General features: G+C 27.6%; 20 protein-coding genes and 1 pseudogene. 9 read left to right on the top strand and 12 right to left on the bottom strand.

The window, feature by feature from the left end:
* Nucleotides 1-134 (top strand): annotated as a pseudogene (locus ACRC28_RS19295) (tRNA 2-selenouridine(34) synthase MnmH); the annotation flags it as partial.
* Here the strand turns inward: ACRC28_RS19295 and ACRC28_RS19290 are convergent.
* The 3 genes from ACRC28_RS19290 to gdhA form a co-directional block, all read right to left on the bottom strand.
* Nucleotides 109-369 (bottom strand): rhodanese-like domain-containing protein, encoded by a 261-nt coding sequence (locus tag ACRC28_RS19290; RefSeq protein ID WP_438545083.1) that lies wholly within the window; start codon nt 367-369, stop codon nt 109-111. The pseudogene ACRC28_RS19295 and the gene ACRC28_RS19290 sit on opposite strands and share 26 nt — an antisense overlap.
* Before the next feature lie 153 nt (nt 370-522).
* A complete protein-coding gene (locus ACRC28_RS19285) occupies nt 523-1,911 on the bottom strand; it encodes a glycosyltransferase family 2 protein (protein WP_438545082.1) in 1,389 nt (462 codons plus the stop codon).
* Between the two features lie 259 nt (nt 1,912-2,170).
* Nucleotides 2,171-3,517 (bottom strand): NADP-specific glutamate dehydrogenase, encoded by a 1,347-nt coding sequence (gene gdhA, locus ACRC28_RS19280; RefSeq protein WP_438545081.1) that lies wholly within the window; start codon nt 3,515-3,517, stop codon nt 2,171-2,173.
* Nucleotides 3,518-3,723: 206 nt separating this feature from the next.
* On the opposite strand from gdhA, the gene uvsE reads away from it, so the two are divergent.
* Nucleotides 3,724-4,941, top strand: coding sequence for a UV DNA damage repair endonuclease UvsE (gene uvsE / locus ACRC28_RS19275; protein WP_438545080.1), 1,218 nt, complete (start codon nt 3,724-3,726; stop codon nt 4,939-4,941).
* Nucleotides 4,942-4,970: 29 nt separating this feature from the next.
* On the opposite strand, the gene ACRC28_RS19270 is transcribed toward uvsE, so the two are convergent.
* The 3 genes from ACRC28_RS19270 to ACRC28_RS19260 all read right to left on the bottom strand — a co-directional run bounded on the left by ACRC28_RS19270 (nt 4,971) and on the right by ACRC28_RS19260 (nt 7,898).
* Nucleotides 4,971-5,564 (bottom strand): hypothetical protein, encoded by a 594-nt coding sequence (locus ACRC28_RS19270; RefSeq protein WP_438545079.1) that lies wholly within the window; start codon nt 5,562-5,564, stop codon nt 4,971-4,973.
* A 72-nt stretch (nt 5,565-5,636) separates the two neighbouring features.
* Complete coding sequence (gene pepF / locus ACRC28_RS19265) at nt 5,637-7,424, bottom strand: oligoendopeptidase F (RefSeq protein ID WP_438545078.1); 1,788 nt, start codon at nt 7,422-7,424, stop codon at nt 5,637-5,639.
* Nucleotides 7,425-7,493: 69 nt separating this feature from the next.
* Complete coding sequence (locus ACRC28_RS19260; RefSeq protein ID WP_438545077.1) at nt 7,494-7,898, bottom strand: DUF6762 family protein; 405 nt, start codon at nt 7,896-7,898, stop codon at nt 7,494-7,496.
* 181 nt (nt 7,899-8,079) lie between these two features.
* On the opposite strand from ACRC28_RS19260, the gene ACRC28_RS19255 reads away from it, so the two are divergent.
* From ACRC28_RS19255 to ACRC28_RS19245, 3 genes are all read left to right on the top strand, one after another.
* Nucleotides 8,080-8,466, top strand: a complete 387-nt coding sequence (locus tag ACRC28_RS19255) for a hypothetical protein (RefSeq protein ID WP_438545076.1) — start codon at nt 8,080-8,082, stop codon at nt 8,464-8,466.
* Between the two features lie 72 nt (nt 8,467-8,538).
* Nucleotides 8,539-9,216, top strand: a complete 678-nt coding sequence (locus ACRC28_RS19250) for a metal ABC transporter ATP-binding protein (protein WP_438545075.1) — start codon at nt 8,539-8,541, stop codon at nt 9,214-9,216.
* A 3-nt stretch (nt 9,217-9,219) separates the two neighbouring features.
* Nucleotides 9,220-10,014 (top strand): metal ABC transporter permease, encoded by a 795-nt coding sequence (locus tag ACRC28_RS19245; RefSeq protein WP_438545074.1) that lies wholly within the window; start codon nt 9,220-9,222, stop codon nt 10,012-10,014.
* Nucleotides 10,015-10,034: 20 nt separating this feature from the next.
* Here the strand turns inward: ACRC28_RS19245 and ACRC28_RS19240 are convergent, their stop codons facing one another.
* Nucleotides 10,035-10,445: a Fur family transcriptional regulator gene (locus ACRC28_RS19240; protein ID WP_438545073.1), complete on the bottom strand. Its 411-nt coding sequence runs from the start codon at nt 10,443-10,445 to the stop codon at nt 10,035-10,037.
* Between the two features lie 270 nt (nt 10,446-10,715).
* Between ACRC28_RS19240 and ACRC28_RS19235 the strand changes: the two genes are divergently transcribed.
* Nucleotides 10,716-11,933 (top strand): 6-phosphofructokinase, encoded by a 1,218-nt coding sequence (locus ACRC28_RS19235; RefSeq protein WP_438545072.1) that lies wholly within the window; start codon nt 10,716-10,718, stop codon nt 11,931-11,933.
* A 22-nt stretch (nt 11,934-11,955) separates the two neighbouring features.
* Here ACRC28_RS19235 and ACRC28_RS19230 read toward each other — a convergent pair whose 3' ends face one another.
* Nucleotides 11,956-13,248 carry an aminotransferase class V-fold PLP-dependent enzyme gene (locus tag ACRC28_RS19230; protein ID WP_438545071.1) on the bottom strand — a complete coding sequence of 431 codons (1,293 nt, stop codon included), beginning with the start codon at nt 13,246-13,248 and terminating at the stop codon, nt 11,956-11,958.
* A 136-nt stretch (nt 13,249-13,384) separates the two neighbouring features.
* Here ACRC28_RS19230 and ACRC28_RS19225 point away from each other — a divergent pair, with 136 nt between their 5' ends.
* Both ACRC28_RS19225 and ACRC28_RS19220 read left to right on the top strand, forming a co-directional pair.
* Nucleotides 13,385-14,056 carry a hypothetical protein gene (locus ACRC28_RS19225; protein ID WP_438545070.1) on the top strand — a complete coding sequence of 224 codons (672 nt, stop codon included), beginning with the start codon at nt 13,385-13,387 and terminating at the stop codon, nt 14,054-14,056.
* Nucleotides 14,046-14,663, top strand: a complete 618-nt coding sequence (locus ACRC28_RS19220; protein WP_438545069.1) for a DUF4397 domain-containing protein — start codon at nt 14,046-14,048, stop codon at nt 14,661-14,663. Before ACRC28_RS19225 ends, ACRC28_RS19220 begins: the two co-directional genes overlap by 11 nt.
* A gap of 95 nt (nt 14,664-14,758) precedes the next feature.
* Here ACRC28_RS19220 and ACRC28_RS19215 read toward each other — a convergent pair whose 3' ends face one another.
* Nucleotides 14,759-15,367: a TetR/AcrR family transcriptional regulator gene (locus tag ACRC28_RS19215; RefSeq protein WP_438545068.1), complete on the bottom strand. Its 609-nt coding sequence runs from the start codon at nt 15,365-15,367 to the stop codon at nt 14,759-14,761.
* A gap of 140 nt (nt 15,368-15,507) precedes the next feature.
* On the opposite strand from ACRC28_RS19215, the gene abc-f reads away from it, so the two are divergent.
* Nucleotides 15,508-17,442 (top strand): ribosomal protection-like ABC-F family protein, encoded by a 1,935-nt coding sequence (gene abc-f, locus ACRC28_RS19210; RefSeq protein ID WP_438545067.1) that lies wholly within the window; start codon nt 15,508-15,510, stop codon nt 17,440-17,442.
* A gap of 39 nt (nt 17,443-17,481) precedes the next feature.
* Here the strand turns inward: abc-f and ACRC28_RS19205 are convergent, their stop codons facing one another.
* The 3 genes from ACRC28_RS19205 to ACRC28_RS19195 form a co-directional block, all read right to left on the bottom strand.
* Nucleotides 17,482-17,934: a dUTP diphosphatase gene (locus ACRC28_RS19205; RefSeq protein WP_438545066.1), complete on the bottom strand. Its 453-nt coding sequence runs from the start codon at nt 17,932-17,934 to the stop codon at nt 17,482-17,484.
* 66 nt (nt 17,935-18,000) lie between these two features.
* Nucleotides 18,001-18,336 carry a prealbumin-like fold domain-containing protein gene (locus ACRC28_RS19200; protein WP_438545065.1) on the bottom strand — a complete coding sequence of 112 codons (336 nt, stop codon included), beginning with the start codon at nt 18,334-18,336 and terminating at the stop codon, nt 18,001-18,003.
* A 66-nt stretch (nt 18,337-18,402) separates the two neighbouring features.
* Nucleotides 18,403-20,978: diguanylate cyclase (locus tag ACRC28_RS19195; RefSeq protein ID WP_438545064.1), on the bottom strand; the 2,576-nt coding region annotated here is incomplete at its 5' end.

Raw genomic sequence — 20,978 nt, 5'->3', positions numbered from 1 at the left:
TTTATTCAGTAGAAAGAAAAAAAGTTGTTATATTCTGTGCTAGAGGTGGAATGAGAAGCAGTAGTATTCATTCTCTTTTATATTCATTAGGTCTTAGAGTTTATAAACTTAAGGGTGGATATAAAGCCTATAGAAGATAACAACTTTTTTTCTTTCTACTGAATAAAGTCTTTGAAATTCTTCAAAAATTTCTGGAAGTCTCTTACTTATAAGTTCTATTCCACGACTTCTTGCTTCCTCTACACTACTTCTTACATATAAAGTTCCTACTTCTTCTCTTTCACTATCTAATAATACTGGTATATTAATTGCATCTTTTATAGTTGCCTCTTCAAATTCCTTTGGACTTCTAACATCTACAAAAACCACATTTTCCTTATCTATTATTTCTTCATAATCTACTATATTAAACAATTCAAATCACTTCCTAATTATAATATTTATATATTATCATACATTACACTTTAAAAAAACCTATAAAAAATATTTAAGGTCCGCCTTTTAGGCAGACCTTAAATATTTTTACAAGTCACAAATTTCAACATTTCGTACGTGTTTAGTATGACTCCATTCTTTTTTGTTTTTATCAAGAATACCTTGAATAGTAATCGGAATCCAAGATATTGTATATAATCCATATAATATAAATCTATAGAATAACTTAAAATCTTTCTTTCCAAGAATTATAAGTGTTCCTAATAGGAATACTACATTATATCCAATTCCTGCAATTGTATATCCATGCATTGATGGTATCATTTTCGCAATTATTGGAATTAAAAATACATTTAGAGAGTATAAAAATATCACTGCAAAGAATCCATTTGATACTTTCTTCTCTAATCTCATTACTAATGGAGTAAGTATAAATTGTGCTACTATAAACACTTTCCATCCTACATCACTAAACATACTTGCTATTGTAAAAACTCCTGATGTATGTAAACTTCCTTGAACAATAGTTAATACTGCTGATATACCTAATAATAATGTAACAAATGGTTGCATTACGTATAAGGCACAATCAAATATATACCATTTTCTTTCTTTTATCGCTTTTTTAGTTAGCTTAAAGAAGTACCTTGAAGCTACATCTGCAAACCCTTGCATCCATCTCTTTCTTTGAGACCAAGATTGTTTTAAAGTTAATGGCTTTTCATCAAATATCTTAGCATCATGTGCCCATCCAACTTTCTCACCATTTGATACAAGCTTACATGTAAATTCTAAGTCTTCTGTTAAACATGTAGCTCCCCATCCAAGCTCTTTTAAAATGCTCATATCTATAGCAAATCCTGTTCCCCCAAGCTGATTTGAAAATCCAACGTTTCTTCTTGCTAATTGGAACATTCTATTCTGTGACCAAAATGCTATTGAATACGCTGCACTTATCCATGAATCGTTTGGATTCTTACTATCAATATATCCTTGTACAACTTTATACCCCTCTGACATCTTTGAGTTCATTTCTTTTAAGAAGTCTTCATGTACTAAGTTATCTGCATCAAAAATACAAATAGCATCGAATTTCTTTTCCATGTCAAAAAGCTTTTCAAACATCCACTCTAAAGCATATCCTTTTCCTCTTTTGTCCTTGTTAAATCTTTCATATACATTTGCCCCATGTTTTCTAGCAATTTCTGCTGTCTTATCTGTACAGTTATCTGCAATTACAAATACCTCATACATATCCTTTGGATAATTAAGCTTCTTCATACTGTCAACAATTCCAGATATTACAACATCTTCATTATGTGCTGCAACTATCATTGCAAACTTTTTCCTTGGTGTATAGTCTTTTACATCTTTCTTTCTAGCTAAACCTAAAATTCCTAATATCAAATAATACATTGTTATAAAAAATACTAGTAGCTGAAATACAGCTGTTACACCATAAACAACGTTTCCCATTAAATTCACTCCTAAATGACAAATGGAAATTACTTCCCCATTCATTTTTTCTATTTTATTTATAAATGTACGTCCTTTTAAATATAATTCAATATAGGTTAAAAATCAAGTATCTAATTCTTATTTTTATCTTATTTTTATTTAATTAACTAGTTTCATCTTTTAGTACAACTTTATTTTTTCCCACTATTTTCTTTATAATCTACAAAGAGAAAAAGTCTAGTATGATGCTATAGACATATACTAGACTTTTAAAATTTTAAACTATTCCTTGAGCCATCATAGCTTCGGCAACTTTCATAAATCCTGCAATATTTGCTCCTGCTACAATATTTCCTTCTACTCCATAAGCTTTAGCAGCTTCACTTGAGTTTTTGTATATATTAACCATTATATCCTGTAACTTTTCATCAACCTCTTCAAAAGTCCATGCAAGTCTCATACTATTTTGTGACATTTCTAATGCTGAACATGCAACCCCTCCTGCATTTGCAGCTTTAGCTGGTCCAAACATTACTTTATTATCTAAGAATACGCTTATAGCCTCTAAAGTAGATGGCATATTAGCTCCTTCTGATACACAGATTGTTCCATTTTTAATTAATTTTTCTGCATCATCTTTATTTATCTCACCTTGTGTTGCACATGGAAGAGCTATATCACATTTTACATCCCAGATGTTTCTGCATCCTTCTATATAAATAGCTGTAGGAACTGTATCTAAATATTCTTTAATTCTTCCTCTTTTAACTTCTTTAATTTCTTTAATAACTTCTAAGTTAATTCCATTTTCATCATAGATGTATCCGTTAGAATCACTTAGTGCAACAACTTTAGCTCCAAGTTCAGTTGCTTTTTGAGTTGCATAAATTGCAACATTTCCTGAACCTGAAATTACAACTGTTTTTCCTAAGAAGCTTGTTCCATTATCTTTTAGCATTTCCTCTGTGAAATAAACTAATCCATATCCTGTTGCTTCTGTTCTAGTTAAGCTTCCACCATAAGTTAAGCCTTTTCCTGTTAAAACACCTGGTGTATTTAAATTTCTTAACTTTTTGTAGTATCCATACATATATCCGATTTCTCTTCCACCAACACCAATATCTCCTGCTGGTACATCTAAATCACTTCCAATATGTTTGCATAATTCAGCCATAAAGCTTTGACAGAATCTCATTACTTCTCTATCTGACTTTCCTTTAGGATCAAAATCAGATCCACCTTTTCCTCCACCGATTGGAAGTCCTGTTAATGAGTTTTTGAATATTTGCTCAAATCCTAAGAATTTTACAATACTTGCATTAACTGTTGGATGGAATCTAAGTCCTCCTTTGTATGGACCTATTGCACTGTTAAACTGCATTCTGAATCCTCTGTTTACATTTACTTTACCACTGTCATCAACCCAAGGTACTCTAAACATTATTTGTCTTTCCGGCTCTACTATTCTTTCTAAAAGTCCTTCTTCAAAAAATTTAGGATTTTTATCGAATACAGGTGCTAATGAATTTAACACTTCTGTTACTGCATCAATAAACTCTGTTTCTCCTGCATTTCTCATTTTTACTTTTTCTAATACGCTTTGTACATAATCCTTACCGTTCATGGTAATTCCCCCTTTTCTTTTCTAATTTATTTATATCATACACCTTTTAAATTATTTTTTCCATAAAAATAATTTCTCTCTTTTAATTTTATCACCTTAATATTTTTTCTTATACTTTTTTAACATTTTATCAGTTTTTAACCTTTTAGAATTATATAGCTATGAATGTGTAATAATATATTTATACGTTTTGAAAGGAGCTTTTTATGAATTTTGGATATGCATGTATTCCACTTGGAACTAAATACAAAACCACTAGAAAATTTATTCTTAAAAATTACTCTGAAGAAAGCCTTAAAGCTTGTATTGATGGCAATCTTTCTGATTTACTCCAAATTTTAAAATATAATAAAGATAATAATATTAATATGTTTAGAATAAGCTCAGATATCATTCCCTTTGCAAGCCATAGCATTAATGATTTTCCTTGGATGGATGTTTTTAAAGAAAAACTTTTATCTATTGGAAATTTTGCTAAAGAAAATAATATAAGACTTTCTATGCACCCAGGTCAATATACAGTTTTAAACACACCTGACAAAACAATCTTAGAAAAATCAATCGCTGATTTAACTTATCATTGTAATTTTCTTGATTCTTTAGGAATTGATAAGAAAAATAAACTTATTCTGCATATTGGAGGAGTATATGGTGAAAAAGATGTTGCCATCAAAAGATTTATTTCAACTTGCAAGGATTTAGATAAAAAGATTATTGATAGATTAATTATTGAAAATGATGAAAAAAATTATTCTTTATATGATGTCTTGAATATTTCTGATAAAACTAATCTCCCTGTAGTCTTAGATAACTTACACTTTCTATGCAAAGAAGGTAGTGAGCCTTCCCTTAATGATTTCAATTTAGCTTTTAACACTTGGACTCCTTCTGATGGAATTCCAAAGGTTCATTATAGTCAGCAAGCTTTAAATAAAAGGATAGGCTCTCACTCTGATACTATAGATATATCTGTCTTAGAGGATTATCTTCATTTAACCTCTTCTCATAATTTTGATATTATGCTTGAAGTTAAAGATAAAGATTTTTCTGCCTTTAAAGCTACAAATTTAATTTTAAATAATAGAGATATAGATAATTTAAATAAAGAATTTAACCGTTATAAATATTTTCTTTTAGAATATTCTGAAGAAATTTATAAAAAAGGACATCATATTTTTTTCAACAATTCCTTTTTAGATTTTTATACCTTTTTAAATTCCTTAACCTTTTTAGAAAAGAAAAACTCTATAAATGCCTTTAATTTATTTATAGAAGAATTTTTAGATTTAAAATCTACAGAGAGAAATTATTTAAATAAACTATTTCTTACTAAAGATATAGGCAAAATAAAAGCTTATCTATTAAAACTCTCTCTTCGCTCTCCTTCCACAGACATTCTTCAAAATTATTTTCTTTTCTTCTAATATTAAAAGGGATGCAAAATTTTGCATCCCTAAACATTTTCTATAAATTCTTCAATTAATTTTATTTTTTTGCCTTTAGCAAATAAAAGAATTGGTACTAAAACTACAACTCCACCTAATGTTCCAAGTATTATATCCCACATTGTATCAGTTAATCCATTTTGTGCAGTTAGATTAAATAAAGAGTCTGTTGTAAACTCCCATATCTCCCATATGCCTGCAACTGATACTAAAAACATTATTGTAAATATTATTAACTTAGTACAATTTATATCCTTTTTCTCTTTTATATCAAACATATACATATAAAACGCTAATGCTACAAATCCAAGTATTACTCCTGAAAGTAAATGTAAGAATTTATCATAGTATTCTATTCCATAGAAATTCCATACATTAGCTAAGTACATTGATATAAATATAAACCCTAATGCAACCTTATAAATCACACTTGATTTTTTTAAAAAGCTTTTTGGATATATAATGCTTATTAAAAATATTGTTCCAGCGATTAATAAAATTCTCCCAAGCTTTTCTCCTGATCTTGCATAAAAATCATATATAGCAGTAAGCACTAAAAGAATGTAAAATCCATATGTAAGTCTTTTGTTTAACTTATCCATTACTTTTCCCCCTCATTTTAACGTTACTACTAATTATATATTTTTTTACGGCTTTTTCCAATAGTTTCTTTCTTATATCTCTTTTTCTAACATATCTAATAATTCATTAAATCTTTCAATAGTTTTCTCAAGAGGCTTTGATGTAGTCATATCCACACCTGATTTTTTTAATATTTCAATTGGATAATCTGAACCACCACTTTTTAAGAAGTTTTTGTATTTTAAAACTGCATCCTCTTCTTTATTTAATATTGAACTTGAAAATGCTGATGCCGCTGCATATCCTGTTGCATATTGATATACATAGAAGTCTGAATAGAAATGAGGAATTCTTGCCCATTCTATATCAATTTCTTCATCAACTATCATATCTTTACCAAAATAATTTGCATTTAACTCATGCCACTTTTTAGAATACTCTTCTGTTGTTAAAGGATATCCTTCATCTATCATTTTATGAGTGTAATATTCAAACTCTGCAAACATAAGTTGTCTAAACACAGTTGTCCTTATTTGCTCTAATTCTTGATTTATAAGATATAACTTTTTATTTTTATCTTCTTCCTTATTTATTAAATAATTAATTAGAAGAGATTCATTTGTTGTTGATGCAATTTCTGCACAGAAGATAGTATATCCTGCATAAGTATATTCTTGTGTTTTATTTGAATAATAAGAATGAATTGAGTGTCCCATTTCATGTGCTAAAGTAGATACATCATTTAAATCATAATTATAATTTAATAAAACATATGGCATTGTATCATATGAACCCCATGAGTATGCTCCACCACGTTTTCCTTTATTCTCATATTTATCTATCCATCCTGATTCTATTCCTTCTTTAAATATATTAATATACTCTTCTCCAAGTACATCTAAAGCCTTTACTATAGTATCTACTCCATCATTAAACTCTATATGCTCTTTTTCTATTTCAATTACAGGAACATATAAGTCATACATATGCATTTCTTCAAGTCCTAAAAGTCTTTTCTTCAAAGAAACATATCTATGAAGAGATGAAAGATGCTTATTTACTGTTTCTATAGCTTCTTCATAAACTTTAACTGGAATATTATTAGGCTTTAAAGCTGCTTCTATTGAGCTTTTATAATTTCTTTTTCTAGCTACAAAGTTAAAGTTTTTAAGAGATGATGTAAGAGTTGTTCCTAAAGTATTTTGAAGCTTTTTATATTCCTTAAATAAAGCTTTAAATGCCTGTTTTCTTACTTCTCTGTCCTTTGATTTTATAAATGATGAATAGTTTCCTTCAGTTAATCTAACTTCCTCACCTTTTTCATTTTTTATAACATCAAAAGTCATATCTGCATTAGTTAAAATTCCTTGTATATTGTCTGGCGCATTTAAACAATCTGAAACACCAGCTAACATTTCCTCAAGTTCTTTAGATAAAGTATGTTCTTTTCCTTTTAAAATATCCTTAAACATAAAGTCATATATTTTTAACTCTTCATTTTCTTCTATCATCTTAAATATAGCCTCTTCACCAAGCTCTAATATTTCTGGTACAAAGAATGCTCCATAGCTTGAAAGCTCTGCCATATAGCTATCTATCTTATTTTTCACACCTTGATTTTTATTGTTTGATGTATCTTCATCACTTTTCATATGAGCATACACATAAAGCTTTTCAGCTTTTCTTGAAACTTCTTCATCAAGCTTTAAATATTCTATAAGAGTTTTTGCATCTCCAAGTTTACCTACATATGCTTTTAAATTTTCAGCCTTTTCTTTTACTTCAGTAAATTCCTTTTCAAACTCTTCTAAGTTTTTATAAACCTTATCTAATCTCCACTTATCTTTTTCTAAAATATCTTCTCTTTTTTTAAGTTCCATTTTTATCACTCCTTCATTAATATAGGTTAAAAGACCGTATTTAAAACGGTCTTTCAACTGTAAAGATTTCTACTCTTCAGTATATTCTCTTTCCTTATCTCTTATATCTTCAAAAACTTTTTCCATTCCATTATTTATTAATTCAATAACTTCAGTTACCTTTTCACTCATTACAGAATATTCTTCATCATATGGGAATGTAACTATAAATGTTGGATTAAACTCTTCTAAATCTTCTACTACTGCATATCCTTTAGCTTTAAAGCTTTCTACATCAAATAAATCAAAAATTGCTGAGAATTCCCACTCTTCTACATCTTTATTTGTATCAAACTTTAAAGTTACAATGTTATCATCTACAAAAAATCTTTTAACAAAAAGAGCCCCCTCACTTACATTAAAGCTTCCTAATTCTTTTGTTATAAATCCTGTTTCTTTATCTTTTTCCATTAAAACTAAACTTGAAAAATCCATATATTATATCTCCTTTTTTTCTTTTCTATTATGTTTATTTCTTTCATTATAATGTTAAACCTATTAAAATATCAACTCTACCTATTATTTTATTCTAAAATCTATTAAATATTCTTTACTTATTGGAAATATATGGTAATATTTTATTATAAAATTTAATCTAAGGGGGAATAATTTTATTATGGTATCAAATTTAAATCTTTCAAACAATGAAAACATTTTAAAAACTAGAAAGGAAAAAGCTCGTTTAAAAAAGGCTAAAAGAAGAAGACTCCTTTTTCTTTTCTTTATAATATTTTTAACAGCTTCTTTATTTATAGTTTTTAATACTTTAAATAAGAATAATAAATTATCTTCTTCTAAATCCGCTCTTGAACATTACCTTTTAGACGGTGCAGTTCCTGAACTTTCTAGAATTGATAATTCTGAGCTTGTCTTTTCACAAATAGACAAATCTATTTATAAAGTATCTGGAGTAGATTCAAGCAACACATTTAATTATTTAGAAGTTTGTTTAACAAAAGATGATTCTACTTGGAAACTAGAGTACTTAAAAAATTTAAAATAATTTATTATTTCTTGCAAATAATTTGCATTTATGTTTATAATGGTTTGGAAATGTTTTTTAGGAGTTGATTTTTTGATTAATATAAATAACCTTTCATTTTCATATACAGGAAAAGAACCTTTTATTATAAATAACGTTTCTTTATCTATAGAAAAAGGTTCTTATGTTTCTATTATTGGTGAAAATGGAAGTTGTAAAAGTACATTACTTAAACTAATGCTTTCTCTTCTTAATCCAACTAAGGGAAGTATAAGTATAAATGCAAATACTATAGGCTATGTGCCACAAAAGATAGATGGTTTTAATTCTGAATTTCCTATTTCAGTTTATGAAGTTTTAAAAAATCATTGTAAAATTCTTAAGATTAAGGATTTTTCTATTATAAATAAAGTTTTACGTACAGTTGACTTGCTTAAATTTAAGGATAGATTAATCGGTAGTCTCTCTGGTGGACAACAACAACGTGTTTTTATAGCTAGAGCTTTAATTGGAAATCCTGAACTCATAGTTTTAGATGAGCCTTCAACAGGTGTTGACAGTAAAAACGTAGAAATTATTTATTCTATTTTAAGAGATTTAAATAAAAAAGATTCTAAAACAATTTTATCTGTTGAACATAACATAGACATTGCTTTAAGATATTCAACACATATAATTCAGGTTATTGAAGGTGTTCCAACCCTTTATTCTAAAGAGGATTTTCTTTTAAAAAGAGAAGATGATATTAATCCTCTAGAAAGGGAGGCATAATTTATGTTTGAATTAGAATTTATGAAAAATGCCTTTATTGCAGGGTCTATTATTTCTATTTTATGTCCTTTTATAGGATTGTTTTTAGTTTTAAGACGTCACTCAATGATTGGGGATACCTTATCCCATTCATCTTTTGCAGGTGTTGCAATTGGTTTAGTTATTGGAGTAAACCCTTTAATTACAACTTTTTTATTTACTACACTTTGTGCAATTGTAATTGAATTTTTAAGAGGCTATTATAAAAAGTATGCAGAACTTGTAATGTCCATAGTTTTAACCTTAAGTCTTGGAATTGCAATTATTTTAATTAGTAGTGGAAAAGCTTCTGCAAGTGTAAACTCATTTTTATTTGGTAGTATTTTAACTGTTACTAAAAATGATATATTACTTATTTTAGGTACAGGAATAGTTTCTTTAATTATAATGTTCTTTATTTTCAATAAATTACTTTATATAACCTTTGATGAAGAAGGAGCTAAAGTTTCTAAAATAAATGTAAAGCTTATAAATTACCTTTTCACAATTGTTATAAGTGCTACTATTTCTATGTCAATTAGAATTATGGGGATTTTAGTTATCTCTTCAATTATTGTAGTTCCTGTAGCAACAGCTATGCAGCTTAGACAAAGCTTTAAGAAAACCCTTATATTTTCTATAGTCTTTGGATTTATTGATATAATGGTAGGTCTTATTACTTCATACTATATAGATAGCGCGCCAGGTGGTTCTATTGCATTAGTATCTGTTATAACACTTCTTATAGTTTTAATATTTAAAAGATTTCTAAAAAAATAGGAATGGGATTTTTCCCATTCCTATTTTTTGCAATTATCGCAAACACCCTTCATTTTTAAACTGTGTTCTGTTAATGTAAATCCGGTTTTTTCTTTTACTATTTCTTCTATTTGCTTTAATGGACATGGAAGTTCTACTTCTTTATGACATACATCACATTCTAGTACATGCTTATGAGTTTTTTTATGTAACTTATATACACCTACTCCTGTTTCTAAAATAAATTTATCTAAAATGCTTTTATCTAAAAATATATCGATAGTTCTATATACAGTACTTAAATTTACATTTTTGCCTCTTTCTTTTAAAATATTAAAAATTTCTTCTGCACTTATACTTTTTTCTTTATCTAAAGAAAATATCTCTAATATTTCACTTCTTCCTTTAGTTACCTTTAAATCATTAATCTTTAAAATCTCATTAATATCCATAGCCTTCTCCACTTCCTACTTTACTTAATAAAATATTACCACTTTTCTTCTCTTTTTTAAATAGCTTACCTCATTAATATTATGAAAATATAATCTCTTTTTTATTTCTTTAACTTCTTTAATGTACACTTTTTACATTACTTTTTACATTTTTTTCGTCTTTTCTCTTTTCTTTCTATTAATAATGTTGTATATTATTAAATAGAGTATGTTAAATATTAATTAGTGTACTTTATATAAGATTAATTATGTTTACTAAAGGAGATTATTATGTCAAATTGTATTATCGCCCAATCAGGTGGTCCAACTTCAGTTATAAATTCAAGTGTTGTAGGTTTAATAAAAGCAAATGAGGAACTTAAGCTTTTCCAAAATGTTTATGGTGGCTTAAATGGTATTGAAGGAATTTTAAATAAAAACATTGCAAATCTTTCAGAGCTTTCTGATGAGGATTTAAAATTATTTCAATACACACCATCTTCAGGACTTGGTTCATGCAGATATAAATTAAAAAATATAGAGGATTGTTCTAACGAATATGAAAAATTAATTTCTATTTTAAGAGAATTGGATATAACTACATTTTTCTATGTAGGTGGAAATGACTCTATGGATACTGTTTCAAAGCTTTCTAAATATGGAGAAGAAAATAATTTAGATATAAATTTTATAGGTATTCCTAAAACTATAGATAATGATTTAATGTATACAGACCATACTCCTGGCTTTGGAAGTGCTGCTAAATTTATCTGCACTACAACTTTAGAGTGTTATTTAGACGCTTCTGTATATACTAATAACGGTATATTCATACTTGAAACTATGGGACGTGATACAGGATGGCTTGCAGCTTCAGCTACTTTAGCTAGAGTAGATAATAAACCTGTTGCTGATTTTATTTATGTTCCTGAAGTAGCTTTTGATAAATTAAAGTTTCTTCAAGATGTTAGAAAAAGATTTGAAGAAAACAATAAAGTATTTATTGTAGTTTCTGAAGGAATTAAAGATGAGAACGGAAGATTCATTTCTGAATTAAATGTTTCCTCTGACGATTCTTTTGGACATGCACAACTTGGTGGTGCATCTGAAGTTTTAAGACATATGCTTTTAGACGCTGGTATTACAAAAAGGGTAAAGGCATTAGAACTTGGAATTCTTCAACGTTGTGCAATGCACTGCTCTGCAAAAATTGATATTGAAGAAGCTTATCTTGCAGGATATGAAGGATTAAAATATGCTAAAGAAAACTTAAATGGTGTTATGGTTTCTATAGAAAGAACTTCTAATACGCCATACAAAACAAAGTTTTCTCCAGTAAAAGCTTCAAAAGTAGCCAATAACGTTAAATATCTTCCAGAGTCGTGGGTAACTTCTGAAAAGAATAATTTAACTACTGAAGCCTTTGAATATTTTACTCCTTTAATCGGAGGCTCACCAGAATTAATATTTGAAAATTCTCTGCCTAAATTTAAGGCATTTACAATATAAAAGCGAAGGTTTTCCTTCGCTTTTATTTTTTCTTAGATACTTCCTCTAAGCCTTCTAGTAAAATATCTACTTCTTCTCTTGTATTATATGGTCCTAAACTAATTCTAAGCATTCCCGGCATTTTTTCATTTTCATCATATAAGAATTTACAAACTTCATCTTCACTTAAATTCATAAGCCTTCTACAATATGGATGAGCACAAAACCAACCATGTCTTGCTGCTATTCCTCTTGTCCTTGATAAAAATTTTGCAAGTTCCATATGATATATTCCATCTAAATTAAAAACACATATTCCTAGCTTATCTCTTGTATTTACAGTATCACCATATATTTTTATATTTTTAAAATTACTTAAAGAATAGTTTAAATAATTAAACAATTCTTTTTCATGGCTTAAAAGCCTATCATATCCAATTTTATCAATTTCCTTTAATGCTGCCACTAAAGAAACTACACCAAAATAATTAGGTGTTCCTGCTTCATTTCTTTCTGGTGTTTCTAAATATTTAATGTCCCAGTCCTTAACAAGCTCTACTATTCCACCACCTTGTTTATCAGGACAACTCTTATTAAAATCATCTTTTGGTCCTATAACTACTCCACTTCCAAAAGGTGCATAAATTTTATGTCCTGAAAAAACTAAAAAGTCTATATAATCATCTTCTTCAAAGCCCTTCATATTAATCTTCATATGAGGAACTAATTGAGCTCCATCTACTACGATTTTTCCTCCTGCTTTATGAACAAGCTTTGCAATCCTATGAATGTCATTCACATACCCTGTTACATTTGATGCACCTGTTACAGTTAAAAATTTAAATTTTCCCTTATACTTTTCTAACTTTTCATTTAAAGAGCTATAATCTAATCTTCCTAAACTATCTACTTCTATATAATCTACAAATGCATTTTTTCTCCAAGGTAAATCATTTGAGTGGTGCTCCATTCTTGTACTTAAAACTATCCCTCTTTCACATAATAGCGTATTTGCTATTCTATTTATTCCATCTGTAGTATTATTCACAAAAATAGCTGTATAATCCTTTTTACTTGGAACATTAAAAAATGATAATATATATTCTCTACATTTTTCATAATTCTCTGTTGAAATAGCTTGCTTTTGTCCTGTTCCTCTTCCTATGGAACCATAACTTTCTATTAATTCTGTAACTATGCTCATTACATTCTTTAAAGGAGGTGTTGTAGCAGCATTATCAAAATTTATAGCAGTTTTATATTCTTGATTTGGTAAAAGTATCTTACTTTCTACTCCTAGAAATTCTTCTCTTAAAGTATTTTTATTTTTTCCCATTTGTATCCCCTCCACTATATATCTTATTCACATATATAGTTTTTGTTCTAAAAACTCTAGTCTTAGAATATTATAAAAGTAACAATAGTATACTCTTTTCATATATCTATACTATAGTATGTTTTGGAGGTTTAATATGTATCCAGATTTAAAATTTATGAATTCATCTAATGATGACATAGCATTTGCACCTTTAGAAAATATAGAAATTAATAATGGTTTCTTTATTCCTGAAGAATTTATTGAAGAATTTAGAACTTCATCTATCTCTACTAATCCACTTAAATTTGATTTTAGAGAGACACTAATCAATGCTAATATCGAAAATAAGGAAGAAGAACTTAAAGATTTAATAGCCCTTTATGAATCAGACCCTGAGGTCTTAAGAGGTGATTTAAAATCATATAATGATGCTCCTTCTGAATTCTCATTTGAAAATTTAATTACTACACCTTTAAGTAGTGATATCTTACGTGAATTAGACCTAGATGTTGATGAAGAAGTTTTAGAACTTAATAAAGATTTCGAAGAAGGCTATGCTTTAGAAAGTAGGTATCCAAACAAATGTAACCCTAATATTATATTCAATAATATTCTAAATTCTAATCCTAGAATCATGAATATATTTCAGGCTTATAGAGTTCCATTCCCAGTTTCTAAACAGATTATTATGCAAGTTATAAACGCTACTATAAGACAATGCTCTAATAATAATCCTAATAATTCAAACAATTGGTTTCCAAAGCCAGGGCAAAACATCCCAAACTTTTATGGAGCAAAGGAAATGGGTGATTTAAATGATGTTTGATAGACTAAACACTTTGCCAAAGCTTAATGCATCAATTCGTCTATTACATGCTTCAACTGATATTAGTGATATAAATATTTTTGCAAATGGAAAACTTTTAGTTAGCAATCTTAAATTTAGTATGGCATCTAATTACTTAACACTTCAGCCTGGAACTTATAATATTGAAATTTTTAAAAGTTCAAACAATAATAAACCAATTTTCTCTTATAAGCTTGAAGCAATTCCTACAATGATAGCAACAATTTCAATATGCTCCCAAAATGGCTTAGTGCATGTTTTAAACTTAAAAGATAATTTTAAAGCCGTTAGTCCTGATACAGGTAATTTAAGATTTATAAATTTATCACCAAATGCACACTTACTTAACTTAAGTCTTTGGCAAAACAAACATCTTTTTAAAGATGTAGAATTTTTAGAAAGAACTTCATATTACCCTTTAACAGCAAAAACTTATACCTTTTTCTTATCAAGCACATCCTTTAATGGGTTAAGAAAAAGAATTCCTAAAATTGCTCTTTCTAAAAATGAAAACTATACATTATATATTATTGGATTATTAAATGGAAAACCAAGCCTTGGATATATTCTTCTTAAGGATAGATAGTTATTTTAATTTAGAATTTAAAAAGAAAAATAGTAGCTTCAATTATTTTGAAAGCTACTATTTTTTTGATCCTAAAGATCCATCTAGATTCTACTCTAATTATTAATTTTTAATTCTTCATTTTTAACAATTCCTCTTATACTCTTAAAAAGCATTGGCTTTATTTCATCTATATCACATGGCTTTTTTAAAATTATTGCATTATACGCTACGCTTCCTACAAGCTCTACAATCATATAGATTATAAGTTTGCCTTCTTTTTCTGTATAACCTCTAGCTTTTAGTTTTTCTATGAATATTTCTAAGATTTTTCTTATTTCTTCATCATTTTCATCTACTTCTTTATATAATCCATCTACAAAGTTCTTTTTTATAACCTTTAGCATTATTTGATTTTCTTTAAAGTACTCTATTACATAGTTTGTGAAAAAAAGAATAGATTCTTCAAATACTTCTATCTTCTCTTCTCTTGTTTTTTCTAAAGCTTCTTTTGCAAGTCCATGACTTTTCTTTAAAACAATTTTATTTAATAAATCATGCTTATCCTTAAAGTAAAGATAGAAGGTTCCTTTTGCAACCCCTGCCTTTTTTGCTATTTGGTCAACTGTTGTATTTTCAAATCCAACCTCTATAAAGAGTTCATAAGCTGCATTATGAATGTTTTTTTCTTTCTCTCGTTTGTTTCTACTAATTAAAGTTCCCATAAACTCTCCTTTTCCGTATATCTTCTCTTTTTATTTTAACATTACTTTTTTTAATTTCAAAGATTAATTATGTAAAATTGATATACCTTAGCTTACATAGTATAATATATATATTATTGTATAAAGGAAGGTAACTATACATGATAGTTTTAAGTTGTAAAAATATAAAAAAAAGTTATGGAATAGATGAAGTTTTAAAAGATGTTAATTTTAGCATTAATGAGGGAGATAAAGTTGGTCTTATAGGACCTAATGGTGAGGGTAAGTCAACTCTTTTTAAAATCTTAGCTAAAGAGCTTTCTTATGATGATGGTGAAATATTTTTAGATAAGAAAAAGACACTTGGTTATCTTTCTCAGCATCTAGATCTAACATCAGAAACTACAGTTTATGCAGAAGCCGAATCAGTTTTTTCTGAACTTTTAAATATAGAAGCACGTCTTAAAGATTTAGAAATTAAAATGAATGAACCTTATGATGATAGCCAAAAAGCTTATCATGAGGATTTAATTAAAAAGTATACAACTCTTCAAGACTTATATTCTCATAAGGGTGGTTATACTTATAAAGGAGAGATTCACCGTGTCTTAAAGGGACTTGGATTTTTAGATAATGATTTCGATACGCCTGCTTCGTCTTTAAGTGGTGGTCAAAAGACTCGTCTTTCTTTATGTAAGCTTTTACTTCAATCACCTGATGTAATTTTATTAGATGAGCCTACTAACCATTTAGACTTAGAAGCTATTGAATGGCTTGAAGAATTTTTAAAATCTTATAAAGGAACACTTCTTGTAATTTCCCATGATAGATTTTTCTTAGATACTGTTACTAACAGAACATTCCAAGTTATAAATGGTCATGTTAACTGTTATAATGCACCCTATACTAAATCCTTAGATTTACAAAAGAAAGATTATGAAAATAAATTAAAAGCTTTTAATCTTCAACAAGCAGAAATTAAAAGACAAGAAGCTATAATTGAAAAGTTTAGATCTTTTAACAGGGAAAAAAGTGTTAGAAAAGCTGAAAGTCGTGAAAAGGCATTAGATAAAATAAAGCGTTTAGATGCACCTGATAAAGATAGAGGTCCATCTAAAATTAACTTTGAATCCTCTACAAGTAGTGGATATGATGTACTTCACATTGAAAATCTTTCAAAATCCTTTGATGATTTAAAATTATTTAAAGACGTATCTTTTGATTTAAAGCGTGGAGAAAAGCTTGCTTTAATCGGAGCTAATGGACGCGGAAAAACAACTCTTTTAAAAATGATTATGGGTAAAATCAAGGAAGATAAAGGTCTTATAAAGCTTGGGGCTAATGTTGAAATAGGCTATTATGACCAAGAACAATCTGATTTAGATTTAGATAAGACTATTTTAGATGAAATATGGGACTCTTTTCCTCATTTAACAACAACTAAAATAAGAACTCTTCTTGGTTCATTTCTTTTTACTGGAGATGATGTTTTTAAAGAAATAAAAACTTTAAGTGGTGGTGAGCGTTGTAGAATAAATCTTCTAAAGCTTATGCTATCTAAAGCAAACTTCTTGCTTTTAGACGAACCTACTAACCATTTAGATATTATCTCTCGTGAAGCCTTAGAAAATGCTATTTTAGAGTATGATGGAAGTATGCTTATAATCTCCCATGATAGATACTTCTTAAACAAGATAATAACTAAGATTATTGAACTTGAAGAAGATGGTGTAAAAGAATATTTAGGTGATTACAGCTACTATATTCAAAAGAAAGAAAAGCCAACAAGATTCCAAGCTATAGAAACTCCTGAAAATGAAACTACTAAAACAAAAGCAAAGGCTGAAGAAAAGAAAGTTAAGCTTGCTCAAAAAGAAGTTAGAATTAAGAAACTTCGTTTTAGAGAAATTGAAGGAGAAATTTCAGATACAGAAGAACTTTTAGAAAAGCTTAATAATGATCTTTGTTTAGAAGAGGTTTATTCAAATCCTGAAAAAGCTCTTAAAGTAAATGAAAATATAAAAGCTACAGCTAAAAAAATTGAACTTCTTTATGAAGAATGGGAAGAATTAAGTGAGCTTTTAAGTGAACTTTAAAAAAAATGCAAAGCCTTTTATTTTAGGCTTTGCATTTTTTTACTTACTTCCTGTTGAACCAAATCCCCCTCTATCCTCATTTCCAAAGCTTTCCACTTCTTCAAATTGGATTGTTGGCATTACTTCCATTATTCTAAATTGAGCTACTTTATCACCCTTTTTTATAACTGTTATCTTTTCTCCATCTCTCTCTTCCTTTCCTTGAAGAAGAAATACTGGCATATGCCACTGGTCATTGTCTCCTATATATGTATCATCTACTATTCCAATACCATTTGTTTGGATTATTCCCCATGTTTTAAATGTTGAGCTTCTTGGTGCTAAATGCCCTTCCCAATTTTCAGGAAGTTCTAGTGCAAATCCTAAGGGAATCATATATCTTTCCCCTTCTTTTAGAACCATATCCTTATTTGCATAAACATCAATCCAGTTTCCTTTAGCTATTTTTTCTAATCTTTTTGCCTCTTCAAAATATTTAATTCTTAATTTCATAAAATCATCCTTTCAAGTTAAATAAAGCTGTCTATTTTTAATTAATAGGCAGCTTTTATAAGTATTCTAATCTTCTCTCTTTTTTTTATTTCTTATATTAACAATACTTTCTTTATTATAGTTTGATATATTAACTTCATTCCATGGCTTATATACAGGCTTCTCATACATCTCTTTATCTATTATTTGAATCACTCTATAATTTCCTGGAACTAAGTTTTCAAAAATAACAACTCCATCTGGACCTGTTATTTTAGATACTTCAAGCTGTGGTGATATTCCATTTATCCTATATAAATTTACTTTTGCATCTCCCATGCTTTCTGTAATATCTTCTTCTAAAAACACATTTACTATTATTTTACCTAAATTATTTTTTAATGCCCATACTTCATTATTCACAAAATCTCCTCCTAAGTCAACCTCTTACTTTTAAGATATGTCTAAGATAGGACTTTTGGGAACATTTTAAAATAAAATTGATAAAATATTTCCTAAGGTATTTATATAACTATAATCTTTAAAATCAAATTCTTTTTTCTTTATTGGTACTGATAAATAAAGGCACCCTGTTACCTTATCTTTATTAACTAGTGGAACTATACATACTGAATTTAATTTAGAAGTTGAATTTAATTCCTTTCTAACCTCTTCCCAATCAATATCATACATTCCTTTACCTTCATTTATAACCTGATTTACAAGCTTTTTATTAAATGGTATTTCTTCTTTCCACCCTTCCTTGTTTTCTGTTATTTTCATTTCACATTTTACTTTTCCTCTATCAGCTTTAAATACTAAGCAATCCTTACTATTTGTATTTTTAAGTATTCTTCTTAGTATCTTATAAAGCTTAAACTCTCTTCTCATATCACTCTTGATTACATCTATCATCTCAACAATTGATGCAATTCTTTCATTATCTACATTTGCTGCTCCCGTTATTAATCCTGCAAGCTTATCTGTACTTTCACTTCTAACATCAAAGCTTTCATTCCAAATTTTAACTACATTTTTAGTTCCTCTTTTTGCTGCATATAGGGCTTGATCAGCTTTTTGAATTAACTCTTCTTTTTTCTTTGAGTGTTTTGGATAAGTCGAAATTCCAAGACTTATTGTAACTTCCCGTCTACCTCTTAATATATTTTCATCTTCAATTTTCTTTCTTATAATCTCAGCCTTTTTAAAGGTTTCTTCTTCCTCTTCTCCAGGACATATAACAACAAACTCTTCTCCACCATATCTTGAAAAAATATCTTTCTTTTCGATTGATTCCTTAACCAATTCTGATATTTTTTCTAGTACCATATCTCCAGTTTGATGTCCAAATTTATCATTTATTCCCTTAAAATTATCAATATCAAAAATTATAAGTGAAAATATTTTTTCTTCATAGTTAAAATCACGTATAATATTATCCATTGTTTTTTCAAAATATCCTCTATTGAATGCTCCTGTAAGCTTATCTCTTGTTGATGATACTGTCATTTTATATTGGTCTAATAGAAATAATAATGTTGTTTCAAACTCTTTTATATTTTCATAAGCTTCCTTATTTATATTGTTTATAAGCTTATCTGACATAAGTATAAGTTCACCTTCAATATTTTTATATGAAGTTCCCTCGCCATACTTTCTATCAAGTCTTTTATAAAGACAAGATTTTATATTTTCTGGAATTATTTCATTATATATTTCATTTCCTGTTATATCTTCATTATTTACAATAAAAAACTCTATATTTATTTTTTTATTTAAAATCCGTTTGCTTGCTTCTTTTTTATTTATTCTATACGTATATATAATTTCTACCTTATCACCATTTTTCAAAGTTAATATTGCTGATGTTGCTAAAGTGCTTCTAACTATATATTTCATCATACTTTCTATATTATGAACTACATCTTCTTTGAAATTTTTCAAAACAACTTCTGTATTCTCAAAATTATTCAAATAAATATTCTCATACTTATCCATAATAATCTTTTTAAAATTATCATTTTTCATCATTTTACTTACTTTCATTTGCTCTAAAAAGTTTTCTATTTCTAAATCAGTTTTCATAAATGTACTTATTTGAATTCCTATTCCTAACTTTTCATTTGCACAATATAAAAATCTTTCTAAAAGCATATAAAATCTATTACAAGATAAAATTTTTCTTCTATCTTTAAGTCTTTCTTTTCTAATATAATTTGAAAGTAAGATTAATCCCTCATAATAATTTTCAAAAGCTAAATTATATACACTATTTTTCTCATAGTTTTCAGCTATCATATAATACATATCTATCTTTTCCATACCTTCTTTAAGATTATTTAAAAGCCTTAAACTTCTGTTTATTATATAATTTGTTGAATTTGCTTTAAATTTATTTATTACTTTAATGTATGTTTTTTCTTCAAGTGTTGCTAAATTCATTTTCTTTTCTAATTCTCTAAACATTTTTTCTGAAAGTTCTTCGTATCTTAGCTCATTTAAAATAAGAACTAATTCCATCATCTTATTATTATAGCCCTTTTCATCAAAACCATTTTTGAGCATGACTTCAACTCTTTTTATTTCTTCAATTACTTCCTCTTCTGTTTCTAATGAAACTAATATTAAAGCATGTAATTCAAAATATGAATATATATTATCCTTTATAAAACTATATTCTCTAAAGTTTACTTTTTCTATTTCTTCTTTAAAGTTTTGATAATCTCCAAGTGCATAATAATATAACCCATATAAAATCTTATATTCTTTTCCTTTATCTAAATCTAACATTATATTTTTATATTTAATTATTTCCTCTATATCTCTTTCTATTACTGCTATATAAACTAAATATTCATATAAAAATGATAAATATCTCTTTAAATTTTTATTTCTCTTTACTAGCTCTACACTCTTTAAAAGATATTTTTTAGTTTTTTCTCTTTCATCCCGATATAAATTTAAATTTGCAAGCTCTACTAGTGCATAATATCTTATTGTGTCCATTTTATTTTTGGTACTATCTTTTAATATTTTATTTAAAATATTTTCTGCATCTTTTAAAT

This window comes from Clostridium sp., from assembly GCF_051650885.1.
In the GTDB taxonomy this organism is placed as follows: Bacteria; Bacillota; Clostridia; order Clostridiales; family Clostridiaceae; genus Clostridium.
Note: the sequence above shows the minus strand (reverse complement) of the source record. Positions and strands in the feature narration are given on the sequence as shown.